General features: G+C 59.7%; 23 protein-coding genes. 10 read left to right on the plus strand and 13 right to left on the minus strand.

What is annotated here, in order from left to right; all coding sequences use genetic code 11:
• Positions 1-4: 4 nt before the first annotated feature.
• The 7 genes from EYQ35_12170 (at position 5) to EYQ35_12200 (ending at position 6,449) form a co-directional block, all read left to right on the plus strand.
• Complete coding sequence (locus EYQ35_12170) at positions 5-760, plus strand: slipin family protein (protein HIF64889.1); 756 nt, start codon at positions 5-7, stop codon at positions 758-760.
• Positions 761-806: 46 nt separating this feature from the next.
• Complete coding sequence (gene queA, locus EYQ35_12175; protein ID HIF64890.1) at positions 807-1,817, plus strand: tRNA preQ1(34) S-adenosylmethionine ribosyltransferase-isomerase QueA; 1,011 nt, start codon at positions 807-809, stop codon at positions 1,815-1,817.
• A gap of 8 nt (positions 1,818-1,825) precedes the next feature.
• Complete coding sequence (gene tgt / locus EYQ35_12180) at positions 1,826-2,935, plus strand: tRNA guanosine(34) transglycosylase Tgt (protein ID HIF64891.1); 1,110 nt, start codon at positions 1,826-1,828, stop codon at positions 2,933-2,935.
• A 15-nt stretch (positions 2,936-2,950) separates the two neighbouring features.
• Positions 2,951-3,271 (plus strand): preprotein translocase subunit YajC, encoded by a 321-nt coding sequence (gene yajC, locus EYQ35_12185; protein ID HIF64892.1) that lies wholly within the window; start codon positions 2,951-2,953, stop codon positions 3,269-3,271.
• A gap of 74 nt (positions 3,272-3,345) precedes the next feature.
• A complete protein-coding gene (gene secD, locus EYQ35_12190) occupies positions 3,346-4,833 on the plus strand; it encodes a protein translocase subunit SecD (GenBank protein ID HIF64893.1) in 1,488 nt (495 codons plus the stop codon).
• Positions 4,834-4,857: 24 nt separating this feature from the next.
• Positions 4,858-5,760 (plus strand): protein translocase subunit SecF, encoded by a 903-nt coding sequence (gene secF / locus EYQ35_12195; protein HIF64894.1) that lies wholly within the window; start codon positions 4,858-4,860, stop codon positions 5,758-5,760.
• A gap of 23 nt (positions 5,761-5,783) precedes the next feature.
• Positions 5,784-6,449, plus strand: a complete 666-nt coding sequence (locus EYQ35_12200; protein HIF64895.1) for a class I SAM-dependent methyltransferase — start codon at positions 5,784-5,786, stop codon at positions 6,447-6,449.
• Positions 6,450-6,465: 16 nt separating this feature from the next.
• On the opposite strand, the gene EYQ35_12205 is transcribed toward EYQ35_12200, so the two are convergent.
• From EYQ35_12205 to nadA, 12 genes are all read right to left on the minus strand, one after another.
• Positions 6,466-7,062, minus strand: coding sequence for a hypothetical protein (locus EYQ35_12205; protein ID HIF64896.1), 597 nt, complete (start codon positions 7,060-7,062; stop codon positions 6,466-6,468).
• Positions 7,063-7,279: 217 nt separating this feature from the next.
• Positions 7,280-8,326, minus strand: a complete 1,047-nt coding sequence (locus EYQ35_12210) for an MCE family protein (GenBank protein ID HIF64897.1) — start codon at positions 8,324-8,326, stop codon at positions 7,280-7,282.
• A gap of 11 nt (positions 8,327-8,337) precedes the next feature.
• Positions 8,338-9,081 (minus strand): ATP-binding cassette domain-containing protein, encoded by a 744-nt coding sequence (locus tag EYQ35_12215; protein HIF64898.1) that lies wholly within the window; start codon positions 9,079-9,081, stop codon positions 8,338-8,340.
• Positions 9,082-9,095: 14 nt separating this feature from the next.
• Positions 9,096-9,842 carry an ABC transporter permease gene (locus EYQ35_12220; protein HIF64899.1) on the minus strand — a complete coding sequence of 249 codons (747 nt, stop codon included), beginning with the start codon at positions 9,840-9,842 and terminating at the stop codon, positions 9,096-9,098.
• Positions 9,843-9,932: 90 nt separating this feature from the next.
• Positions 9,933-10,286 carry a Na+/H+ antiporter subunit G gene (locus EYQ35_12225; GenBank protein ID HIF64900.1) on the minus strand — a complete coding sequence of 118 codons (354 nt, stop codon included), beginning with the start codon at positions 10,284-10,286 and terminating at the stop codon, positions 9,933-9,935.
• Positions 10,282-10,551, minus strand: a complete 270-nt coding sequence (locus EYQ35_12230) for a Na(+)/H(+) antiporter subunit F (GenBank protein ID HIF64901.1) — start codon at positions 10,549-10,551, stop codon at positions 10,282-10,284. The genes EYQ35_12225 and EYQ35_12230 overlap by 5 nt, the downstream gene beginning before the upstream one ends.
• Positions 10,536-10,874, minus strand: a complete 339-nt coding sequence (locus EYQ35_12235; protein HIF64902.1) for a hypothetical protein — start codon at positions 10,872-10,874, stop codon at positions 10,536-10,538. Before EYQ35_12235 ends, EYQ35_12230 begins: the two co-directional genes overlap by 16 nt.
• Positions 10,871-12,358 (minus strand): Na+/H+ antiporter subunit D, encoded by a 1,488-nt coding sequence (locus EYQ35_12240; GenBank protein ID HIF64903.1) that lies wholly within the window; start codon positions 12,356-12,358, stop codon positions 10,871-10,873. Before EYQ35_12240 ends, EYQ35_12235 begins: the two co-directional genes overlap by 4 nt.
• Entirely contained in the window at positions 12,351-12,692 is a 342-nt protein-coding gene (locus EYQ35_12245) for a Na(+)/H(+) antiporter subunit C (GenBank protein HIF64904.1), read from the minus strand. The genes EYQ35_12240 and EYQ35_12245 overlap by 8 nt, the downstream gene beginning before the upstream one ends.
• Positions 12,692-13,153 (minus strand): Na(+)/H(+) antiporter subunit B, encoded by a 462-nt coding sequence (locus EYQ35_12250; protein HIF64905.1) that lies wholly within the window; start codon positions 13,151-13,153, stop codon positions 12,692-12,694. The genes EYQ35_12245 and EYQ35_12250 overlap by 1 nt, the downstream gene beginning before the upstream one ends.
• Entirely contained in the window at positions 13,105-15,381 is a 2,277-nt protein-coding gene (locus tag EYQ35_12255) for a DUF4040 domain-containing protein (GenBank protein HIF64906.1), read from the minus strand. The genes EYQ35_12250 and EYQ35_12255 overlap by 49 nt, the downstream gene beginning before the upstream one ends.
• Positions 15,382-15,408: 27 nt before the next feature.
• Positions 15,409-16,554 (minus strand): quinolinate synthase NadA, encoded by a 1,146-nt coding sequence (gene nadA / locus EYQ35_12260; GenBank protein ID HIF64907.1) that lies wholly within the window; start codon positions 16,552-16,554, stop codon positions 15,409-15,411.
• Here nadA and EYQ35_12265 point away from each other — a divergent pair.
• Positions 16,553-16,768, plus strand: coding sequence for a hypothetical protein (locus EYQ35_12265; GenBank protein HIF64908.1), 216 nt, complete (start codon positions 16,553-16,555; stop codon positions 16,766-16,768). The genes nadA and EYQ35_12265 overlap by 2 nt on opposite strands.
• Here the strand turns inward: EYQ35_12265 and queG are convergent.
• On the minus strand, positions 16,753-17,889 hold the full coding sequence (gene queG / locus EYQ35_12270; GenBank protein ID HIF64909.1) for a tRNA epoxyqueuosine(34) reductase QueG: 1,137 nt from the start codon (positions 17,887-17,889) through the stop codon (positions 16,753-16,755). The genes EYQ35_12265 and queG overlap by 16 nt on opposite strands.
• Positions 17,890-17,924: 35 nt before the next feature.
• Between queG and EYQ35_12275 the strand changes: the two genes are divergently transcribed.
• Both EYQ35_12275 and EYQ35_12280 read left to right on the plus strand, forming a co-directional pair.
• Positions 17,925-18,263, plus strand: coding sequence for an iron-sulfur cluster assembly accessory protein (locus EYQ35_12275; protein ID HIF64910.1), 339 nt, complete (start codon positions 17,925-17,927; stop codon positions 18,261-18,263).
• Between the two features lie 112 nt (positions 18,264-18,375).
• Positions 18,376-19,347: a hypothetical protein gene (locus EYQ35_12280; GenBank protein ID HIF64911.1), complete on the plus strand. Its 972-nt coding sequence runs from the start codon at positions 18,376-18,378 to the stop codon at positions 19,345-19,347.
• Positions 19,348-19,351 lie beyond the last annotated feature (4 nt).

Raw genomic sequence — 19,351 nt, forward strand, 5'->3', positions numbered from 1 at the left:
CAATATGTTTAGTATTTATGCGGCAGCCGCGGTCCTTGCGGCCCTGGCCAGTGGGTTCAAGGTAATGAAAGAATACGAGCGAGCGGTAGTGCTCAGGCTCGGCCGGCTGGTGGGCTACCGTGGCCCGGGGATCACCTACGTCATTCCCCTGATTGAGCGCATGGCGAGGGTCGACATGAGAACCATCACCATGGACGTACCGACCCAGGACGTCATTACCCGCGACAACGTGTCGGTCAAGGTAAACGCGGTCATGTACCTCCGGGTTATCGATCCCAACAAGGCCACCATGGAAGTAGAGGACTACCTCTACGCCACTTCCCAGCTGGCACAGACTACGCTGCGCAGTGTTTGCGGGACTGCAGAACTCGACGAGTTACTGGCCGAGAGGGACCGCGTCAATCACCAGATACAGGAGATACTCGACGTGCAGACCGACCCCTGGGGCATCAAGGTCGTAAGCGTGGAGGTTAAGCACATCGACCTGCCCCAGGATATGCAGCGGGCCATGGCCAAGCAGGCCGAGGCTGAGCGTGAGCGCCGGGCAAAGGTGATCAACGCCGAAGGAGAGTTCCAGGCTTCGGGACGTCTCGCCGAGGCCGCCTCGGTTATTGGGAAAGAACCAGTAGCCATTCAGTTGCGCTTTCTGCAGACGCTTTCGGAGCTCGCTTCTGAGAATAATTCGACAGTTATTCTTCCGGTACCCGTGGACCTGCTGGCTTCGTTGATGCCTTCAAAGAAGGAAACGACACCGGGCTGACCGGGCTTTGAAAGCAGCGCAACAACAGGGCGGGTGCTCAAGCCCGTTGTTTGACTACGAGCTCCCGGAAGAACTCGTAGCCCAGTATCCACCTGCCCGACGCAGTGATTCGCGACTGATGGTCGTCGATCGGCGCTCGGGCCGGATAAGCGATGCCGTGTTCAACGAGCTCGGGGATATACTGCGGCCGGGCGATACCCTGGTGCTCAATGATTCGCGGGTTTTTCCGGCTCGCCTGCTGACCCGCAGGGTCACCGGCGGTCGCGTTGAACTGCTTCTGCTTGAGCTGCCGCGCTCGGGACGCGCGCGCTCCATGTACAAGGCTTCGCGCCCCTTACGCGAAGGGCAGCAGCTGCTGCTCGAGAACGGAGGCAGCGTCAGCGTGCTGGGGCCGGTGCAATCCGGGCGCTGTGTCGTTAATTTTGGAGACGGCGACGCTGGCAGCATCATCGAGGCAAACGGGCAGGTACCGCTTCCTCCGTATATAAAGCGCCCAGCGGTGGCCGATGACAAGGAAAGGTATCAGACTGTTTACGCCCACAGGCAGGGCTCGGTCGCGGCACCGACGGCGGGCCTTCACTTCAGTAGCAGAATGCTCGCAGAGCTTGGCGACCGGGGAGTCGGCCGTTGCTCGCTGACCCTGCACGTGGGGCCTGCCACCTTCCTGCCCCTGCGCAACGATCTCGGGGATCCCGTTGCGCCGGAAGAAGAATGGTACGAGGTAGGAGACGACGCGGTGTCGGCGGTGCGTCGCTGTCGCAGCGATGGCGGCCGGGTGGTTGCGGTAGGTACCACCAGCGTTCGCACAATGGAGACGGTGGCTGACGGAGAGCGTGGGCTGCTCCGAGGCTCGGGTACCACGGGTTTGTTCATTTCGCCGGGCTACCAGTTCGAGGTAGTAGACGTGCTCCTCACCAATTTTCATCTGCCGGGCACAAGCCTTCTCCAGCTGGTAGCGGCTTTCGCCGGGCGCGAACTGGCTGCCCACGCGTACAACGAGGCAGTCAAACGTCGCTACCGTTTCTACAGCTATGGCGACGCCATGCTTGTACTGTAAATACCTTGATTGATTTTGAAGTCAGCACGGCCAGCGATTGCGCGGGCCGCTCGGGAACTCTGAAGACGGAGCACGGCGATGTGCCCACACCCCTGTTCATGCCGGTGGGCACGGCGGGGACCGTCAAGGGTTTGACGCCAGACCAATTGAGCTCGGCCGGGGTCAGGATGCTGTTGGCTAACACTTACCACCTGCACCTCCGGCCGGGCGTGGGTTGTATCGAGTCCCTCGGGGGGCTGCATCGTTTCATGGCCTGGGACGGACCTGTACTGACCGACAGCGGAGGATACCAGGTGTTCAGCCTGGGAAAGAACGTCAAGGTCGACGAAGCGGGCGCGGTGTTTCGTTCTCACATAGATGGCTCCAAGGTTCACTTTACGCCCGAGTCGGTGGCCCGTACTCAACGAGCCCTGGGCGTAGACGTGGCCATGGTCTTCGACGTCGTGACCGGCAACGGCTCTGACAGGCGCGCGGCAGAGTCTGCAGCCGGCTTGACCCTCAGGTGGGCGGCGCGGAGCAAGGAGCTGCCGATAGACGAACAGCCGGGCGCCTCTTTCGGCATAATGCAGGGAGGACTTTTCGAGGATCTCCGCCGGCAAAATTCCGAAGGGTTGCTGGAACTCGATTTTCCCGGCTATGCGGTCGGAGGTCTGTCGGTGGGCGAGGAACGAGAAAAAACCATGCACATGGCTGAGTACAGCGTAGGCTTGCTTCCCGCCGACAAGCCGCGCTACATGATGGGCATGGGTACTCCGGAGGACCTGGTCGCCTTGTGTGGCATGGGTTACGACATGTTTGATTGCGTTCTTCCCACTCGCAACGCACGGAATTGCACGCTGTTTACCTCCCGGGGGATCGTAGCGATACGAAATTCTCGCTACGCAAACGACCCTGATCCCGTGGATCCTCGTTGTTCGTGCTACACTTGCAGTAACTTTTCCGCGGCTTACCTCAACCACCTGGCAAAGAGGCATGAAATGCTGGGCGCTACACTGGCCAGTCTGCATAACGTTGCGTTCTACCAGGATCTGGTAGAGGAGATCAGGGGAGCACTGGTGGCGGGAACATACGGAAAATTCGCCGACAACTTCTTCGCGCGATACCGAGGGGAAAAATAGAAAATGGACGAGCTTATGTTTGAAGGGGTGCTGCTGGCCCAGGCTGGTGGACAGCCAGGAGGAGTGCAGGCTTTTCTGCCGCTCATTCTCATTCTTGCGGTTTTTTATTTCCTCCTGGTGAGGCCGCAGCAGAAACGCGCCAAAGAACATAAGGCCATGGTCGATAACCTCAAGCGTGGCGACCAGGTGATTACCTCCGGGGGGCTCTATGGCCGCCTGGTCGAGGTCAGCGAGGACGTGGTCACTCTCGAAGTGGCTTCTAACGTGAAGGTCAAGTTCCAGCGCAGCCAGATCGGCGAGCTGGCCAGGGACGACAAGAAGGAGGGGAAGGGGTGAATCGCGGACTTGCCTGGCGCAGCGGCGCTGTTTTTTCATCGTTGGCACTGGCTCTGTTTTTTCTGTTTCCGGGCATGGTCGGCGAGCTGCCGTCGTGGTGGCCCGGTGCGTTTCCTTCCGAGTCCATACGCCTGGGTCTGGACCTTCAGGGGGGCATTCACCTGGTACTCGAGGTGGATTCCGATAAGGCCGTCGCCAACCAGGTGGACTTTCTCTCGCAGCAGCTCAAGCGTGAGCTTCGAGACGAGGAGATAGCGACCAGGGACTGGACAGTGGACGGTGACACGGGCTTTTCGTTCGACCTCGTGAGTCGATCCAAGCGCGACAGAGTAGACAGCGTCATTGCCGACCGTTACGGCAACGTGGAAGCTGCTGCCACCAACGACGGCCGACGTCTCTCCTACCGTTTCATCCAGCCGGAAGTCGACAACATCAAGCAGCTGGCTGTCGACCAGGCGCTGGAGACCATCAGGAACCGGGTGGATGAATTCGGCGTTAACGAGCCGACCATTCAGAGAACCGGTAAGGATGGCATACTCATCCAACTGCCGGGTGTCCAGGACCCCGAGAGGGCCAAGACCCTGATCGGACGTACGGCCCAGCTCGAGTTCCTGCTCGTTGCCGACCAACCCGGCAAAGCTGGAGAGAAGATTCTTTCGGGCTTTGAAGTCGACCCGCTTACGGGTGGGCGCTACGACGTGCAGTATAACCTGGAGCCCGAGGTTATTATGACCGGCGAGGTCATCTCGGACGCTCGCCACAGGCCCGGCCAACTGGGCGATAGCCCCTACGTGCTGATCACCCTCAATGGGCACGGCGCGAGCATTTTTGAGAGGGTCACCCGCGAGAGCGTGGGCCGGCAGTTGGCGATTGTTCTCGACGGCAAGGTGCAGAGCGCGCCGGTGATCCGCGAGCGCATAGGAGGCGGGGTCGCGTCTATAACGGGAAACTTCACGCTCGACGAAGCCCGCGACCTGGCCATAGTCTTGCGCGCCGGTGCGCTGCCCGCACCGGTTACGATCGCTGAAGAACGTACTGTTGGTCCATCCCTGGGCCGCGACTCGATTGTCAACGGCACGCGCTCGTTCATGCTTGGTGGCGTCATGGTGATCCTCTTCATGATGGTTTACTATCGCTTTTCGGGCTTCCTGGCCGATCTTTCATTGGTGCTGAACGTGCTTATTCTTCTTGGGGTCCTCGCAGGCTTCGAGGCCACTCTCACCTTGCCCGGTATCGCGGGAATCGTTCTGACCCTGGGCATGGCGGTTGACGCCAACGTCTTGATAAACGAGAGGGTTCGCGAAGAGCTGCGCCAGGGGCAACCCCCGCGTGCGGCCCTCGACGCGGGTTACAGCAGGGCCCTGCCAGCCATTCTCGACTCCAACCTTACAACCTTCCTGGCAGGCTTGATCCTGTTTCAGTTCGGCTCGGGGCCGATTAAAGGATTCGCCCTTACCCTGTGTGTCGGCATCGGCAGCACTATCTTTTCGGCTGTCTTTGCCAGCCGCGTGTTTCACGATTTGACGATTGTGCGTTCAAACAACCGTTCGTTGAGTATTTAATCCGGCCCTCAAGCGGGAGACGTCATGTTAGAGATCGTAAAGCCTGGGATTAACATCAACTTCATCAAGCTGAGACGTATTGCGTTCACGTTCTCAGCTCTGGTCATCGGGGTTGGCCTGCTGTCGTTATTGATGAAGGGTGGGCTGAACTACGGCATCGATTTTACTGGCGGGCTGATGGTGCACGTGGGTTTCGAGGACGAAATATCTATTGGCCAGGTGCGCAGTGCCGTTGACGACGTGGGCCTGGGCGATATCTCGGTTCAGGAGTTCGGTGCCCAGGGGCACGAGTACCTGCTGCGAGTACCGTCCGGGGATTCCAGTGTCGGTGGAGGGCGCGCTGCTACGATCAAGGAAGCACTGCGCGATTCCCTACCAGGATCCGGTTTCGAAGAACTCCGCACCGAGATCGTGGGCCCTCGAGTAGGTAAGGAACTCCGCCGTCGGGGCATCCTGTCGGTCTTGTTTGCGACATTGATGATGGGCGCCTACATCGCGTTACGTTTCCAACTCCGCTTTGGTGTTGGGGCCGGTATCGCTCTTCTACACGACGTGGTGGTAACCATCGGGGCACTTTCGCTCGCCAACGTTGAAATCGACCTGAGTGTCGTCGCGGGCCTGCTGACGGTGGTGGGGTATTCGGTCAATGACACGGTAGTGGTGTCCGATAGAATCAGGGAAAACATGAAGAAGTTCTCCCGCGATGACATGGGTTTGCTGATAAACACGAGCATCAACGAAACCCTTTCCCGCACCGTTTTGACCACTGGCACATCGCTGCTGGTGTTGTTCGCACTGTTTTTCGTGGGCGGTGGAGTGATCCACGGCTTTGCCTACACCCTGATAATCGGCCTTTCTGTCGGAACTTACTCTTCTGTTTTTATTGCCAGCCCGGTCGTGGAATACATGAAGGGCGGAGCGCGTTGACCCCGGCTTTGGTAATGTGACGTATGGTTGATCTCCAACAGCAGGATATGGGCGTTCAGGAGCCCCACCGCAGCAGGTTGTATTCTGACTTTTCGGGCATGTACGACCGGGTTTTTACTCGGGTTTTTGCTTCACGTATTGAAACCGTCGTGTCTGGCCTGGGCATTGAACCCGGTGCTCGCGTACTAGAGGTCGGGGTCGGGACCGGCTTGTCCCTCGACTCTTACCCGGAGCACTGCCATGTCACGGGAATCGACGTGTCGGAAGACATGCTCGAGCGGGCTCGCAAGAAGTTGGACCCCGAAGCCCACGCGCACATAAAGCTCGAGTGCATGGACGCGATGGACCTACCCTTCGAAGACGGGTCTTTTGATTACGTGACCGCTTTCCACGTTGTAACCGTCGTGCCGGATCCTAGGCGGCTCGTCCAGGAGATGGCCCGCATCTGCAAGGCAGATGGCGACGTGGTCATCATCAACCATTTCAGCAGTCAACGTCGGGCGGTAAGAGCGGTCGTCAACATGGTAGACCCGCTCACCCGGCGACTGGGTTGGAGTACTCGCCTGGCGCTCGATGAAGTACTCGGTAAGCGTAGTCTCAGGCTCAAGAACCGTTACAAGACCTCCCCCTGGTCCTTGTTTACGGTCGTCGAAGCCCGCAAGGAAGTAGACTTTCTGCCGGGCAGTTGAAGGCCGTCAGCGGCTTTCAGTGCCTGGTTTTCTCACCGTCTACTGGTAGTACACCGCTGCGCATCAAGCGGTGGGTGTAACGTTCGTTACTATCCTCGGCCCAAGCCTTGTACAGGCGCATCCGCGATTCGGTGTCATTGAAGAGGGCTGAATCGGCTATGTGGGACAGGACCCTGACGTAGGAGTCGAAATGTTCGCTCAGTTCCAGGTAAACGGGCGCGATCTCGCCTTCTCCGCAACCGATTTCGCGGTCGAGGCTTCCCAGGTCGAGGTAGGCTCTACTTCCTATATCAAAAAAATACTCGGTCGTCGGCAAGCGGGACTCGAGGTGGTCGAGGAAGATGCCCGAAAGAAAGAGTGAGCTATCGGCCAGGCTTTTGAGCTGTACGTAGCGTGTGACCGGGGTTTCGTTGCTCGCTCTCAGGAGTTCTACGCCGAAGACTTTTTCAAGTTCACCGGGAGTCGTGCGCACGAATCGCTGCAGCACCGTAACCAGGTAATATCCGGTTTCTCGCGGAGAGCTGACTGCTTCGCTCGTCATGGCCTCGACCACGAGATCGTGAAAGACCTCTCCAGTCAGTTGGCTTACCAGGGTGCTGTCTTTGTCTGCCATGCGAGCTCCTCTTTCGGTCTTGCCTCTCCATAAGGGTACTCAGCCGTGGGGCAACTTGCTACGGTAAAACCAGCGTTGGGAACAAAGGAGCACCGGGGTGGAAAAGTTATGACGCGCCGCGCACGGTGCGACGCCCCTATACTACGGGGTGTCGAGACGAGGAGAGGCCCAAAAGCTGGCCCAAAATAAGCAGCGACGCGAGCGGCCAGTCGCCTTATCAGGGAGTCTCTGTGGGGGGGGAAGAACCCTGTTCTGTGCCGGGAACAAAGAAAGACAGGCCGCGGCCAAGGAGTTTCCAGAAACCACCCCTGCTGCTGCCCGACACCCAGGAGTTAGCGCCATCGTACAACGCAGCGTCGTTCACCAGCTTACCCAGGGTACCTTCGCCCTGGTTTATCTTCGAGGTGATGGCGGCGATACTGGTCGATGAATATCTGAAACTGTCGAGCGTTTCGGCGGCAAATTGCTCGTCGTGAGCAAGTCGGGCGAGGGTGCCCTTTCCTTCGTTGAGGCTGCCGGCAAAGTCCGCGACGTCGGCCGAGGCGTCTTCCAGGTTCTCGATAATGGCGTCGACGCGCCCGTCATCGGATAGCAGCTTGCCCATGGTCCCCTCTCCCTGTTCAACCCGTGCAGCGAGGCGATCTATCCTGGCGCTCGCAGATTCAAGGCTGGCAGCGGTGCTGTTGACGTCCTCCATGAAGGAAAGGCCAAAATCCTTGTCGTTGATGAGGCGTCCTACCACGCCTTCTCCGGTCAGCACGTCGTTGAGTACTTGCCGCAGGAGAGCAGTTACTTCGATAGCGTTACTCACAACGTCACCGCTCTGTCCCAGGATGGCTTCGTAATCGACCGGATCGACCGAGCGGATGAGATTTCCGGGGGCAAGCAGTTCGGCGTCAACCGAACCAGCAGAGAGTTCCACGTACTTGTCGCCCAGCATGCCCAGCGTCTGTATGCGCCCGACCGTGTCTTGTCGTATTCGGTTGGCCACAGAACTCGAGACCGATAACTGCACCTCCACGTACTGGGCGCGGGGGTCGCTAGGGAAGCGCATCTTTCTCACCGAGCCGACCGATACGCCGTTGAGGGCCACGTGGGCACCCTCCAGCAATCCGTTGGTCCGGGTGAACTCGATGCGGTAGTGGTTTTTCCCCTCCCAGAAGCGTTGCTCCTGTCCGACCAGGAACACCGCGACCATGACTATCACGAGGGTGGTGATAGTGAGCGCGCCTACAGCAAAGGATTGATTGCCAGTATCTTTCACTCAGGTACCTGTTAACGAGGCCCCGGCCGGGCGGAGTCAGGGTAGAGAAACCCGCTGATCACGGGGTCCGTACTGGCGAACACACCCTCTACCGTTCCGATTTCTCGTATCCCTCCATCATACAGGAAGGCAATCTTGTCTGCGACGTATCTTGCCGTATTTACATCGTGAGTAACCACGACCGCGCTTAGCCCCAGGCGGGCTTGCAGGTCCCGCAATAAGCGGTTTACCTGGTGCCCGGTGACCGGATCCAGGCCGGTGGTGGGCTCGTCGTAGAGCAACAGGTCAGGTTCGAGGGCCAGCGTGCGGGCAAGGGCTGCGCGCTTGCGCATGCCCCCACTCAGTTCGGAGGGCATGCGATCTTCTGTGCCCTCCAGGCTCACGAAGGAGAGCAGCTCGGCGATGCGGTCGGCGCGGGCGTCACCCGGGTAGAGGCCGTAGCGCTCCAGCGGAAACGCGACGTTCTCGCCGACGGTTAGAGAATCAAACAGGGCACCCGCCTGGAAGAGCATTCCTATCCTGCGACGTACCGAGACGAGTTCCTTCTCGCTCTTGCCGCTGATCTCTTCGCCGTCGAAAAACACGCTTCCCCTGTCGGGCCTGTAGAGACCGTTCAAGTGCTTGAGCAGCACGCTCTTACCGCAGCCTGAGCGGCCCATGATGACCACCGTCTCCCCACGCTTGACGATAAAGTTGGTGCCTATGAGCACCTCGAGATCGCCGAAACTACGGTACAGATCCCGACATTCAAGCAGTGTTTCAGGTCTACTCATGTGAACATCAACAGTGCCTTGCTGAGGAAGAAGTTTGTCACCAGCACGGTTATGGAGGCTTTGACCACGGTTGCAGTCGTGGCGTGGCCCACGCCGTCAGCGCCGCCCCTCGCCTTGAGCCCCTGGTGGCAGGCTATGGTACCTATGATCGCGCCGAACACGGTGGCCTTGGCAAGGCTGCGCCACAGGTCCCCAAGGGTGAGAAACTGAACGAGGCTGGTGAAGTAAAAGGAGGGAGCCACCGACAGCTCGAGCCAGGCGATGACCATGCCCCCGAGTACCCCAACGAGATCGGCCATTGCTGTGAGCAGGGGCAGCATGACGATGATGGCCACCAGCCGCGGCACTACCAGGTGTTGGACAGGGTCGGTGCCGAGAGCTCTCAGGGCGTCTACCTGCTCGGTGACCTTCATGGTGCCCAGCTCGGCTGCCATGCCGGCACCCACGCGTCCACCAATCATCAGGGCGGTGAGAACGGGCCCGAGTTCGGAGATGATGGCGAAGCCGACCACCCGGCTGACAAAAATCTTGGCGCCGAAGGTGCTCAGGAACCAGCCCAACTGAAGGGCCATTACCATGCCGGTAAAAACCGCGGTCAGGTTTACGATCGAGAGAGAACGTACGCCCACTTCGTGCATCTGGCTGATCACTGCGGTTCTCGACGGAGGGTCGCGCAGGCCGGTGACCAGCGCGTCGCGGAACAGCACAACCATTTCACCGAGTTGGGAGATCTTTTTACGCACGTCGAAAGGCCGCCGGCACGGCGGCAGCCATCCTTTAAGAATACCACGACCGGGCACGGCGGGTGCAGGGCTAAGCTGGACGGGGAGAAATCAGTCCTTGTCGTGGGAGGTATGCGCGTGTTCGCCGGCCCGTTGCATCTCGTCGATAACCGAGATGTCGGCCATCCGAATCCCAATGAGGTAGGCCGATCGAGCGATCATGTGAGCACCCACCGGGTTGGTCAGGGCCACGAATATGACCGTGAGAATCTCCGGTAGGAATCCCTGCCCGGCCTCCAGGGCATGTAACGCCGATCCTGCGAGGACGCCGGCCGTACCCAGGGTAGAAGCCTTGGTTACCGCGTGCAGCCGAGAATAGACGTCGGGCATTCTTAACAGGCCCAGCGAAGCGGTTACGGTAAAGAATGTGCCGCAAACCAGCGCGATCGATATGAGAGTCTCAATCAACAGGCCGGCCCCTGACGAGATAACGCGCGAAGGCTACGGTTCCGAAAAAACTGACAACGGCCAGTGCCATCACAGTGTCGGTGTAATCCCTGCTGTCAGCCAGGATGGCTCCGACCACCACCACGGCAAGTACCGAAGTTGTCATGGTGTCAGCGGCAATGACCCTGTCCGCTACGCTCGGTCCCCGGACCACCCTGTAGAGCGACACCAGCAAGGACAGCGAGAGGAAAACCAGGCACCAGCTTGCTACCGACTCCAGCATTCTTCCAACTCCAGTAATCGTTTTTCGAAAGAGCCACGTATGTTGTCAGTGACTACTTCTGGTTTTTCTATGTCGAGCGCGTGGATGAAAAGTACCGTCCTGTCCTTGGATACTTCCAAGGTGAGCGTGCCCGGTGTGAGGGTAATGATGTTGGCAAGGGCGGTGATAGCGAGGTCGGTTTTCAGTTCAGTGCGGTAGGCGATCAAGCCGGGCCTGATGTGCAGCCGGGGACTCAGTACTATCCTGGCCACCTCCAGGTTTGAAAGCAGGAGGTTCCACGTGAAGTTCGCCAGTAGGCAGAGTAGTGACCAGGCGCTCTTCATCTTACGCGAGCCTCAAGGACAACTGTTCCCCAGGCAGCCGGGTCGAGCAGCTGGGCGGCGGCGATTTCAACGTAGGGAAGTAACAGCGCGCCGCCGAGGCCCATTACGAGCGAGAGTGTCACCAGCGACGCGATGGCAAAAGTCCTCACCGGTTCTCCCGGGACAACGATGGCGGTCTCGGTTTCCTCACGCCAGAAAACGTAGCGGTAAATCTTCATCATCGAGTAGAGAGTAAGAAAGCTCACCACGATGCTGACCGCAACGATCACGTAATTGGCCGCTTCGAGGCCTGAGCGCAGCAACATGAACTTGGCGACGAAGCCGCTCAGCGGTGGCGCCCCGGCCAGCGCGAGGCCCGCAAGCATGAACAAGGTGGCGAGCAGGGGCGAGCCATCAGCGGCACCGCCTAGAGCCCGCAGGTTGGTCGTGCCGTAGCGTTTTTCCACGGCTCCCGCGACGAGAAACAAAGAGGTCTTCACCAGGATGTGGTGGATGATGTAGAAGATGCCACCCGCCAGTGCCAGGGGGGTGTAGATCGCAAGCCCCATGATCATGTAGCCGATTTGACTGACGATGTGGTAGGACAGGATCCGCTTGAAGTCCCATTGTGACAGCGCGCCGAGTACGCCCAGCAGCATGGTCGCGCCGGCCACGAAGGAAAGTAAGGGCAACACGAAACTTGAGGCCGGCGCGAAAAACAGCGTGACTGTACGAAAGAGCGCGTAGACTCCCACCTTGGTAAGCAGACCGCCGAACAGACCCGCAATCACGGTCGGTGGGCCGTAGTAAGCCCGCGGCAGCCAGACGTAGAGTGGAAACAGGGCGGCCTTGATGCCGAAAACAACGAGAAAAATAACAGTAATCACCCCGGCCATCCCGGACTCGGCCAGGGCCGGGAACTTGAAGACGAGGTCGGCCATGTTGAGCGTACCCGTGGCGCCGTAGATCAAGGCGATCCCGATCAGGAAGAGGGCCGAGGACAGCGCGTTGACGACGAGGTACTTGAAGGTTTCCTGCAACTGGTAAGCCTGGCTGCCCAGGGCCATCAAACCGTAAGAGCTGACCAGCAACACTTCGAACCACACGAAGAGATTGAAAAGGTCTCCCGTTAAAAAGGCGCCGTTGACGCCCATTAGAAGAAACTGGAACAGGGGATAGAAGAAGTTTTTTTCAAGAAGGTCGTCGAGAGACACGCTCGCGAAAAGCAAGGTCGCTGTCGAAACCACCATGGTCACTGCCACCATCAGCGCCGATAGCATGTCCACCGTGAATACGATGCCGAAGGGGGCCGGCCAGTTACCAAATGCGAGAAGCTGTATGCCGTCCGCACGCACCGTTTCTACCAGGGCCAGTGCTACGCCGAGAGAGAGGATGTTGGCCGAGATCGCTATCGCCCGCGACAAGGCGGGGCGCGCATGGGTGAATATGAGCAGCACGCCGGCAGCCATCGGAATGACAACCGGTAACACGCAGAGGTTATTCATCATCCAGCCTTCCGTGCAGGTCTTCAAGGTCGTCGCTCAGCTGGGACTGGTAGCTGGCAAAGGCCAGCGTCAACAGCAACGCAGTTACCCCGAAGCCGATGACAATGGCGGTGAGAATAAGGGCCTGGGGCAAGGGATCGACTATCGCCGCACGGCCCTGACCGAGGATCGGCGCGGCACCTGCGTCGAGGCCACCGCTGGCCAGTAGCGCTAGGTTCACCCCGTTGGAGAGCAGTCCCAGCCCGATGACAACGCGCAGGAGCGTGCGGTCGAGTAAGAGGTAGACACCGCAAGTGATGAACACGGCGACCACAGTGAGCACGGCGAAATGCATCAGTGTCTCTCCGTTAACGCGTGCAGTACGGTCACGACGTTGCCCACGACGACGACGTAAACCCCGAGGTCAAAGAGCGCGGCGCTTGCCAGCTCGACCGATCCCAGCAGTGGTAGATTGATGAAACCAAAGCTGTGGGTAAAAAACGGCCAGCCCAGCAGGGTCGGTGCAAGGGCGGTGAGCAAGGCCAGGCCGAGTCCAACGGCGACTACATAAAGGAAAGTCGGGCGGCCGGTTTTCCTGTTCCCGTGTCCGTGGACGAGAAGTCCCAGGAGAACGGCTACGGCGGTCACCAGGCCGGCAATAAAGCCGCCGCCCGGGGCATTATGGCCCTTGAGGAAAAGGACCACGGCGAAGAGGAAGAGGACCGGCCGCGTGATACGGACGGCGGTGGCGAGTATCAGCGAATCGTTCACCTGCCCGCCTCTTTTTCGCCGAGCAGTTTTATGATGGCGTAGCAGGCGATAGCCGCCACTCCCAGTACTGTAATTTCACCCAGTGTGTCGAGGCCCCTGAAGTCGACCAGGATAACATTGACCACGTTGTGACCGCCGGCAGCATCTACGCTCTTGTCGACAAAATATGAAGAGATTGGTTCCGTTACTCGTTGGGAACGCGAGGCTGCGAGCAACAATGCGGTTCCGAGTCCGGCCGCGACGGCAAGCAGCGCGTGCAGGGGGCGCGCTCGCCGGACACGATCTACCTGGTAGGGTGGCAGGAAAGCGAACACGGCCAGGAACAAAGGCACGGAGATCGTCTCGACCATGATCTGGGTGAGGGCCAGATCGGGCGCAGCCGAAAGCGCAAACAAGAGTGCCAGTGAGAAACCGGACGCTCCCAGCGCAAGGATGGCCGCCAGTCGAGTACGCGCTTTGAGCGTGGCGAGCGCGGCCAGGATAGCCGTTGCACAGACAGCCAGGTCCCAGGGGCCAGCGTGACGGGAAGACCAGCCGTCCTGCATCACGAATCCCTGGCTGGCCGCGACCACGGCGACGCCGACGATAACCGTGAGCAGGATCACCGAACAGTAGCGCCAGAGAATTCCACTCATGTAGGAGGCCGTAAGGCGTCGGGCCTGGGTTTCGAGTTGCTCAAGGGCGTGATCGTACACGCGGTCGGCGAAAAGAGTGGGCGCGGGAGGTATTCGCTTTTGCCACCAGCCCCACCACAGGGCCAGGCCCATGGAAATAACGAAGACGCTAGTCCACAAGGAGGGACCAACGCCGTGCCAGACAGCAAAATGGCCCGTCACGGAGCTTCCGGTGGCGGCCAGGGTCGCCGCGGCGATCGGTTCTCCAACCAGCTGGTCGGGAAAAAAACCAAGACCAATTGTCGCTGCGACCAGCAGGGCCGGCGGTAGCAACAGCGAAGGCGACGGGTCCTGGCCTCGTGGGCCTTCAGCCCTGCGCCCTGTCGCGAGGCCGGCCGCCAGCGCAAAGCAGTATGCAGCCGTCAGGACCGCACCCGTCACCGCCAGCAGGGCCGACAATGGGTGCCCGTCCAGCAGGTGATCGAGAAACAGCTCCTTGGACACGAAACCACCCATGGGTGGTACACCGGCCATCGATAGCGCCGCCAGGGCGATGAGCAGCCACGTGAAGGGCATGTTTCGCCGCAATGGCCCCATCAAGGACAGGTCCCTGGTGTGCAGCTCGTGTTCGAGTACGCCGACGAGAAGGAACAACGCTCCCTTGAAGCATGCGTGGTTGAGAAGGTGAAGTAGGCCGGCCGCCGTGGTGTCGGGCTCAGCCGGAGCGAGCAGCACCAGGATCAATCCGAGTTGGCTCACGGTCGAGAAGGCCAGCAATGCCTTGAGGTCTTTCTGCCTCAGCGCCAGCCAGCCGCACCAGGTCATCGTGAGCAGGCCGAACAGGGCCAGGGTAGGGGTCCATAGGGGCACGACACTCAGCAGTGGCCCGAGGCGGGCAACCAGAAACAAGCCCGCCTTGACCATCGTGGCGGCGTGTAGAAAAGCACTGACCGGCGTCGGCGCTTCCATGGCCGAAGGCAGCCAGAGGTGGAAAGGCAACTGGGCCGATTTCGTTACGACTCCGGCAATGATGAGGAGTACAGCCGGAGTGGCCCATGGGCTGGCTGCCAACAGAGCTCCGCGTTCAGCCAGAACTGCGATTTCGAAACTGCCGCAGACGATGCCGACCATGACAAAGCCCAGCAGCATCGCGAGTCCGCCGCTGCCGGTTACCACCAGTGCCTTTAGTGCCCCGTATCGAGAGCGATCGCGGTGGTGCCAGAAGCCGATGAGCAGGAAGGACGAAAAACTCGTCATCTCCCAGAACACGAACAAGGCCATCAGGTTCGACGACAGCACGACGCCGAGCATCGAACCCGTGAACAACATGAGAAAACTGAAGAAGCGGGGAAAATTCTCGTTACTGTCGAGGTAGCTGGTCGCGAAGGCCGCAACAAGGAAACCCACCCCGGTGATGAGCAGGGCAAAGAACAGTGCCAGCGGGTCTGCGTGCAGGGAAAAAGACAAGCCGAGGGGGCCAATCCAGGGGAGCGCGACGGTGGCCGGAGACACTCCCAGGGCTACCAAGACAAAACAGGCGAAAGCACCGGCGCAGGCAGCGGCAGTGAATAAGCCCGCACGGCGATCAGAACGCCGAAACAGCAGTAGGACGGGGGAAACAACAAAGGGCAGGGCGGCTGCAAGAAAGACTGCTGGCATCTTGGATATCGGTTTGAGCTGACAGTCTCAGCCCAGCTCGAACATCCTTTCGACAGACGAGCGAGCCGCGTCGCAGAGTTCGGCGGTCAGTTTGATCTCGTCTCGGCCTTCCACGAGCGCATCCCGAGTTCCTTCCAGTGTGATCATCTTCATGTACTTGCACAACTGGCAGGATTTAAAGAAGCGCTTGTCCGGAATTTCGAGCAGGAGCCGATCAGAAAGGCCGCACTCAGTGACTACGAGAAATTCCTTGGCGTCGTCTTCCCGGGCGAATTTCATCATGCCGCTGGTACTCAAAACCGCGTCGGCTATGTCGAGCACGTCCTCGCGGCACTCGGGGTGGGCGAGGACGCGAATTTCCGGCCGCACACGACGGACTTCTTCGATCTGCTCGGGGTTGATCTGGTGGTGAACATAGCAGTTTCCTTCCCAGGCGATGATGTTCTTGCTGGTATGACGGGCAACATAGGCGGCAAGGTTTTCGTCCGGTACAAAAAGGATATTGTTGCTGTCAACCGACTCCACGACCTTGATCGCATTTGATGATGTGCAGCACACGTCGGTCACGGCCTTTACCTCTGCCGTTGTGTTCACGTAAGAGATCACCACGAGGTCGGGGTACTGCTGGCGCAACTCGTCGCGCATCTCCACGAGACTTTCCGCGGTGACGCTCTCCGCGAGCGAGCATCCAGCATTGGAGTCGGGGATGAGGATGCGTTTTTCGGGCGAAAGTATCTTGGCTGTTTCGGCCATGAAGTGTACACCGCAGAAAACAATCGTCCCCTGTTCAACTTGGGCTCCGCGCTTTGCCAGCTCGAGTGAATCACCGACAAAATCGGCTACTTCGAAAATTTCGGGCCGCTGGTAGTTGTGGGCGAGGATTACCGCGTCGTTTTCGCGCTTGAGCTCGGTTATTTCTTCAACCAGGCGTTGGATATCGTCGCAGCGTTCACGCGAGTAAAGATCCGGCTGATCGAGCACAGTGAATTGCTCGAACAACGCGCTGCTGTCCTTGGCGGTTCCTGTTTCGGCTTGCATCCTGGGCCCCGCTGGCACCGTAAGGGCGCAAGCGGGATAATGCTGCGCCGGGGGTGGCGTCGGGTCAAGCTGCAGCAACCCACCAGGTTTCACCGCGACAGGGGGACGTAAGTTGAGTGACGAGGCAATCTCCATGCTGGAAAAAATGATCGGGCAACAGGAAGCGCGGGTGCTTGATATGGCGCGCAGGTTGAAGCCGGGCCTTACGGCCGACGATCTGAAAAACCCCCACGACTTTCCCGAGCTGGCCCTCGACGCTCGCTTTGCGTTTGAGGACGGGCAGACGGCCGGACTCAGGGCTGCCCAGGCCGCGATAAGGGCGATGCAGGCCGATCAACGCAACCGCTGAGACGTTGCTGCCCGGCAGGCAGTTCTCGCGAGTTCTATTTCGGTTTGTACCGGAGGGGCCTGCGTTTTTGCTGATCGGTTGAGCGCCGCGAGGGCCTCGTTGCCGTGCAGCCGTCCCAGGGCCCATGCTGAATGGGCCCTGACGAGCTCGTCGCGGTCGCTGGCCAGGGCTTCGGCCAATGGACCAACAGCAGACTGGTTGTCGCTGTTACCCAGGGCCACAGCGGCATTACGGGCCAGGCCCCTCCGTTTGGCGCGGAGGACGGCACTGCCGCGATAACGGTCGCGGAAGTCGTCTTCGCTGAGCTTCAGTATTTCGATCAGCGATGGATATAGAAATTCACCCAGTGAGTCTTCGGCCCTCAGCGCGGGGCCCCAGGGGCAGGCCAGTTGGCAGAGGTCACAGCCAAAAATCCAGTTATCCACCAGCGGACGCAGGCGCAGCGGCCATGGCCCTCGGAGTTCAATGGTCAGATAAGAGATGCAGGTGTCCGCCTGGATCGTCGGCCCGTCGTCGAGGGCTCCCGTTGGGCACGAGGGCAGGCAGGCTCGACAGCTTCCACAGTGATCCTCTTCAAAAGGCGGGTCGGGTTCTATCAAGGCAGTGGTAATTATGACGCCTAGCATGACCCAGGAACCCGCGTCCCGGGTGAGGATGTTGGTGTTGTGTCCGAACCAGCCGAGGCCGGCGCGGCGCGCGAAATCTTTTTCCAGCAAGGGCCCCGCGTCTACCTGCCAACGAAGCTCACCGGGAGCCAGGCGTTGTAGTTGCTCTGTAAACGACTCTAGTTTGCGACCCATCGCATGATGGTAGTCCTCACCGGCCGCGTAGGAGGCGATACGTCCCTTCAAAGAGGATCGCCAGTCGAAGGGGGGCGGCGGCGGCGCTGCGCAGGGCAACGCGAGCACGATGACGCTGGCGGCGTCTGCCAACAGCGCTCCGGGGTCTACTCGTAGGTCCTGGTCGCGTTCGAGGTAGTCCATGAACCCATGCCGATCGGCGCTGGTCCACTTCTCAAGCAGCGAAATCGCCGGCAGGGGCAGCGCGTTGCTGAACCCACAGGCGCTGAAACCGCTTTCGACGGCCGCGCAGCGTACTTTTTCTTTCAAATCAGGGGGCACTTTGACAGGGCTTGAAACAGGCTTACAATTACAGCATGTCGGACAACTTCGTAACTCTCAGCGAGGCAGCGGCCAGCCACATCAAAAAAAGCATGGCCGGGAAGGCCAGCTCTGTCAGCGGCCTGCGCCTGGGTGTAACTAATGGTGGCTGCTCGGGCTACGAATACAGTTTGGCCTTTGTGGCGGGGCCCGGGGAGGGCGACGTGGAGATGCGCAGTCAAGGTGTAGCTATTTACGTTCAGGCCGACGCTGTCGATCTCCTGCAGGGCTTGGAGCTCGACTGGGTCGACGGTCTTCACGGCGCCGGCTTGAAATTCCTCAATCCTGGAGCCACGGCGACCTGCGGCTGCGGCACGTCGTTCTCTGTTTCCTGAGCTGGGGAACTCGACTGACAGAACAAGGCCTTTCCGCATAGCGGTCTACCTTTCAGGCCATGGCTATGGCCACACCGTCCGCAGTGGACAGATTCTTGAGCGCCTCTCGGAGTTGATTCCGGTTGAACTCGAGGTGGTAACGGCTGCACCACGACAACTCTGGCCGAAAGCCCTCGGGCCGGTCAGCAACTGGAGCAGTGAACCCTGCGACGTGGGCGTACTGCAGGCCAGCGAAATGCAGGTCGACCGGCCATCGACCATCGCGGCTCTGGCCGAATGGTACCGAGACTACCGGGACAAGGTGTCTGCCGAAGCCGACCGTCTTGGAGAAACCGTCGATCTTGTATACGGCGATGTCCCGCCGCTGGCATTTTCTGCAGCCGCACTCGCTGCTTTGCCGTCGGTGGCGGTGGCCAATTTTTCATGGGATTGGATTTACCGGGAGATGGACCTCGACATCTACGCAGAGATCGCCGCTGAGGCTTATTCCCACTGCAAGCTTCTGCTGGAGCTAGAACCCGCCGCGCCCATGCGGGCCTTTTCGGTGAAACAGAAACCCGGCCTGCTCGGCTGTCGAAGCAAGCTCGACAGGGCGGGCCTCGCCTCGATACTCGGCGTTGACGAGCACTGCACGCTGGTGCTGGTGAGCCTGAGGGACGGAATTGAAAACAAGGTAGGTTTACCGCCGGTCAGAGACGGCGTGGTCTATCTTGCCGGCTATCAACTGGTCGAACGCGAGGACTTCTCGTTGATTCCCCCGTCGCTGTCACACCGGGATGTGATTTCTGCTTGTGACGTGGTGGTCACTAAGCCGGGTTACGGCATTATCGGAGACTGCTTCGCCAACTCGACTCGCATGCTTTACGCGGTTCCGAACGGATTTCCTGAACACCGTGTTCTATCTGAGTGGCTGCAGGCTCGCCCGGGTAGCCTCGAGATAGATCCGGTTTTTCTTGCCGAGGGCGCCTGGGCCGATCAGTTGCAGCAGTTGTTGAATCAGCCCGCTCCCGCGATCTTGCGAGCCGATGCCGATCGGAACGCTGCGCTGGCTATAAAAGCGTTGCTGGAGACGGGCAGGGCGTGACCCC

This window comes from Candidatus Binatota bacterium (assembly GCA_012960245.1).
Lineage (GTDB): Bacteria > Desulfobacterota > Binatia > UBA1149 > UBA1149 > UBA1149.

Bases quoted from the DNA above. Each gene is read 5' to 3' on its own strand.
- EYQ35_12170 (HIF64889.1), top strand. From the start codon at position 5: ATGTTTAGTATTTATGCGGCAGCCGCGGTCCTTGCGGCCCTGGCCAGT.
- yajC (HIF64892.1), top strand. From the start codon at position 2,951: ATGTTTGAAGGGGTGCTGCTGGCCCAGGCTGGTGGACAGCCAGGAGGA.
- secD (HIF64893.1), top strand. From the start codon at position 3,346: ATGGTCGGCGAGCTGCCGTCGTGGTGGCCCGGTGCGTTTCCTTCCGAG.
- EYQ35_12255 (HIF64906.1), bottom strand. From the start codon at position 15,381: ATGCCAGCAGTCTTTCTTGCAGCCGCCCTGCCCTTTGTTGTTTCCCCC.
- EYQ35_12265 (HIF64908.1), top strand. From the start codon at position 16,553: ATGCTGGAAAAAATGATCGGGCAACAGGAAGCGCGGGTGCTTGATATG.
- EYQ35_12200 (HIF64895.1), top strand. From the start codon at position 5,784: ATGGTTGATCTCCAACAGCAGGATATGGGCGTTCAGGAGCCCCACCGC.
- EYQ35_12245 (HIF64904.1), bottom strand. From the start codon at position 12,692: ATGCATTTCGCCGTGCTCACTGTGGTCGCCGTGTTCATCACTTGCGGT.
- EYQ35_12235 (HIF64902.1), bottom strand. From the start codon at position 10,874: ATGAAGAGCGCCTGGTCACTACTCTGCCTACTGGCGAACTTCACGTGG.
- EYQ35_12205 (HIF64896.1), bottom strand. From the start codon at position 7,062: ATGGCAGACAAAGACAGCACCCTGGTAAGCCAACTGACTGGAGAGGTC.
- EYQ35_12275 (HIF64910.1), top strand. From the start codon at position 17,925: ATGTCGGACAACTTCGTAACTCTCAGCGAGGCAGCGGCCAGCCACATC.
- secF (HIF64894.1), top strand. From the start codon at position 4,858: ATGTTAGAGATCGTAAAGCCTGGGATTAACATCAACTTCATCAAGCTG.
- EYQ35_12230 (HIF64901.1), bottom strand. From the start codon at position 10,551: ATGCTGGAGTCGGTAGCAAGCTGGTGCCTGGTTTTCCTCTCGCTGTCC.
- nadA (HIF64907.1), bottom strand. From the start codon at position 16,554: ATGGAGATTGCCTCGTCACTCAACTTACGTCCCCCTGTCGCGGTGAAA.
- EYQ35_12240 (HIF64903.1), bottom strand. From the start codon at position 12,358: ATGAATAACCTCTGCGTGTTACCGGTTGTCATTCCGATGGCTGCCGGC.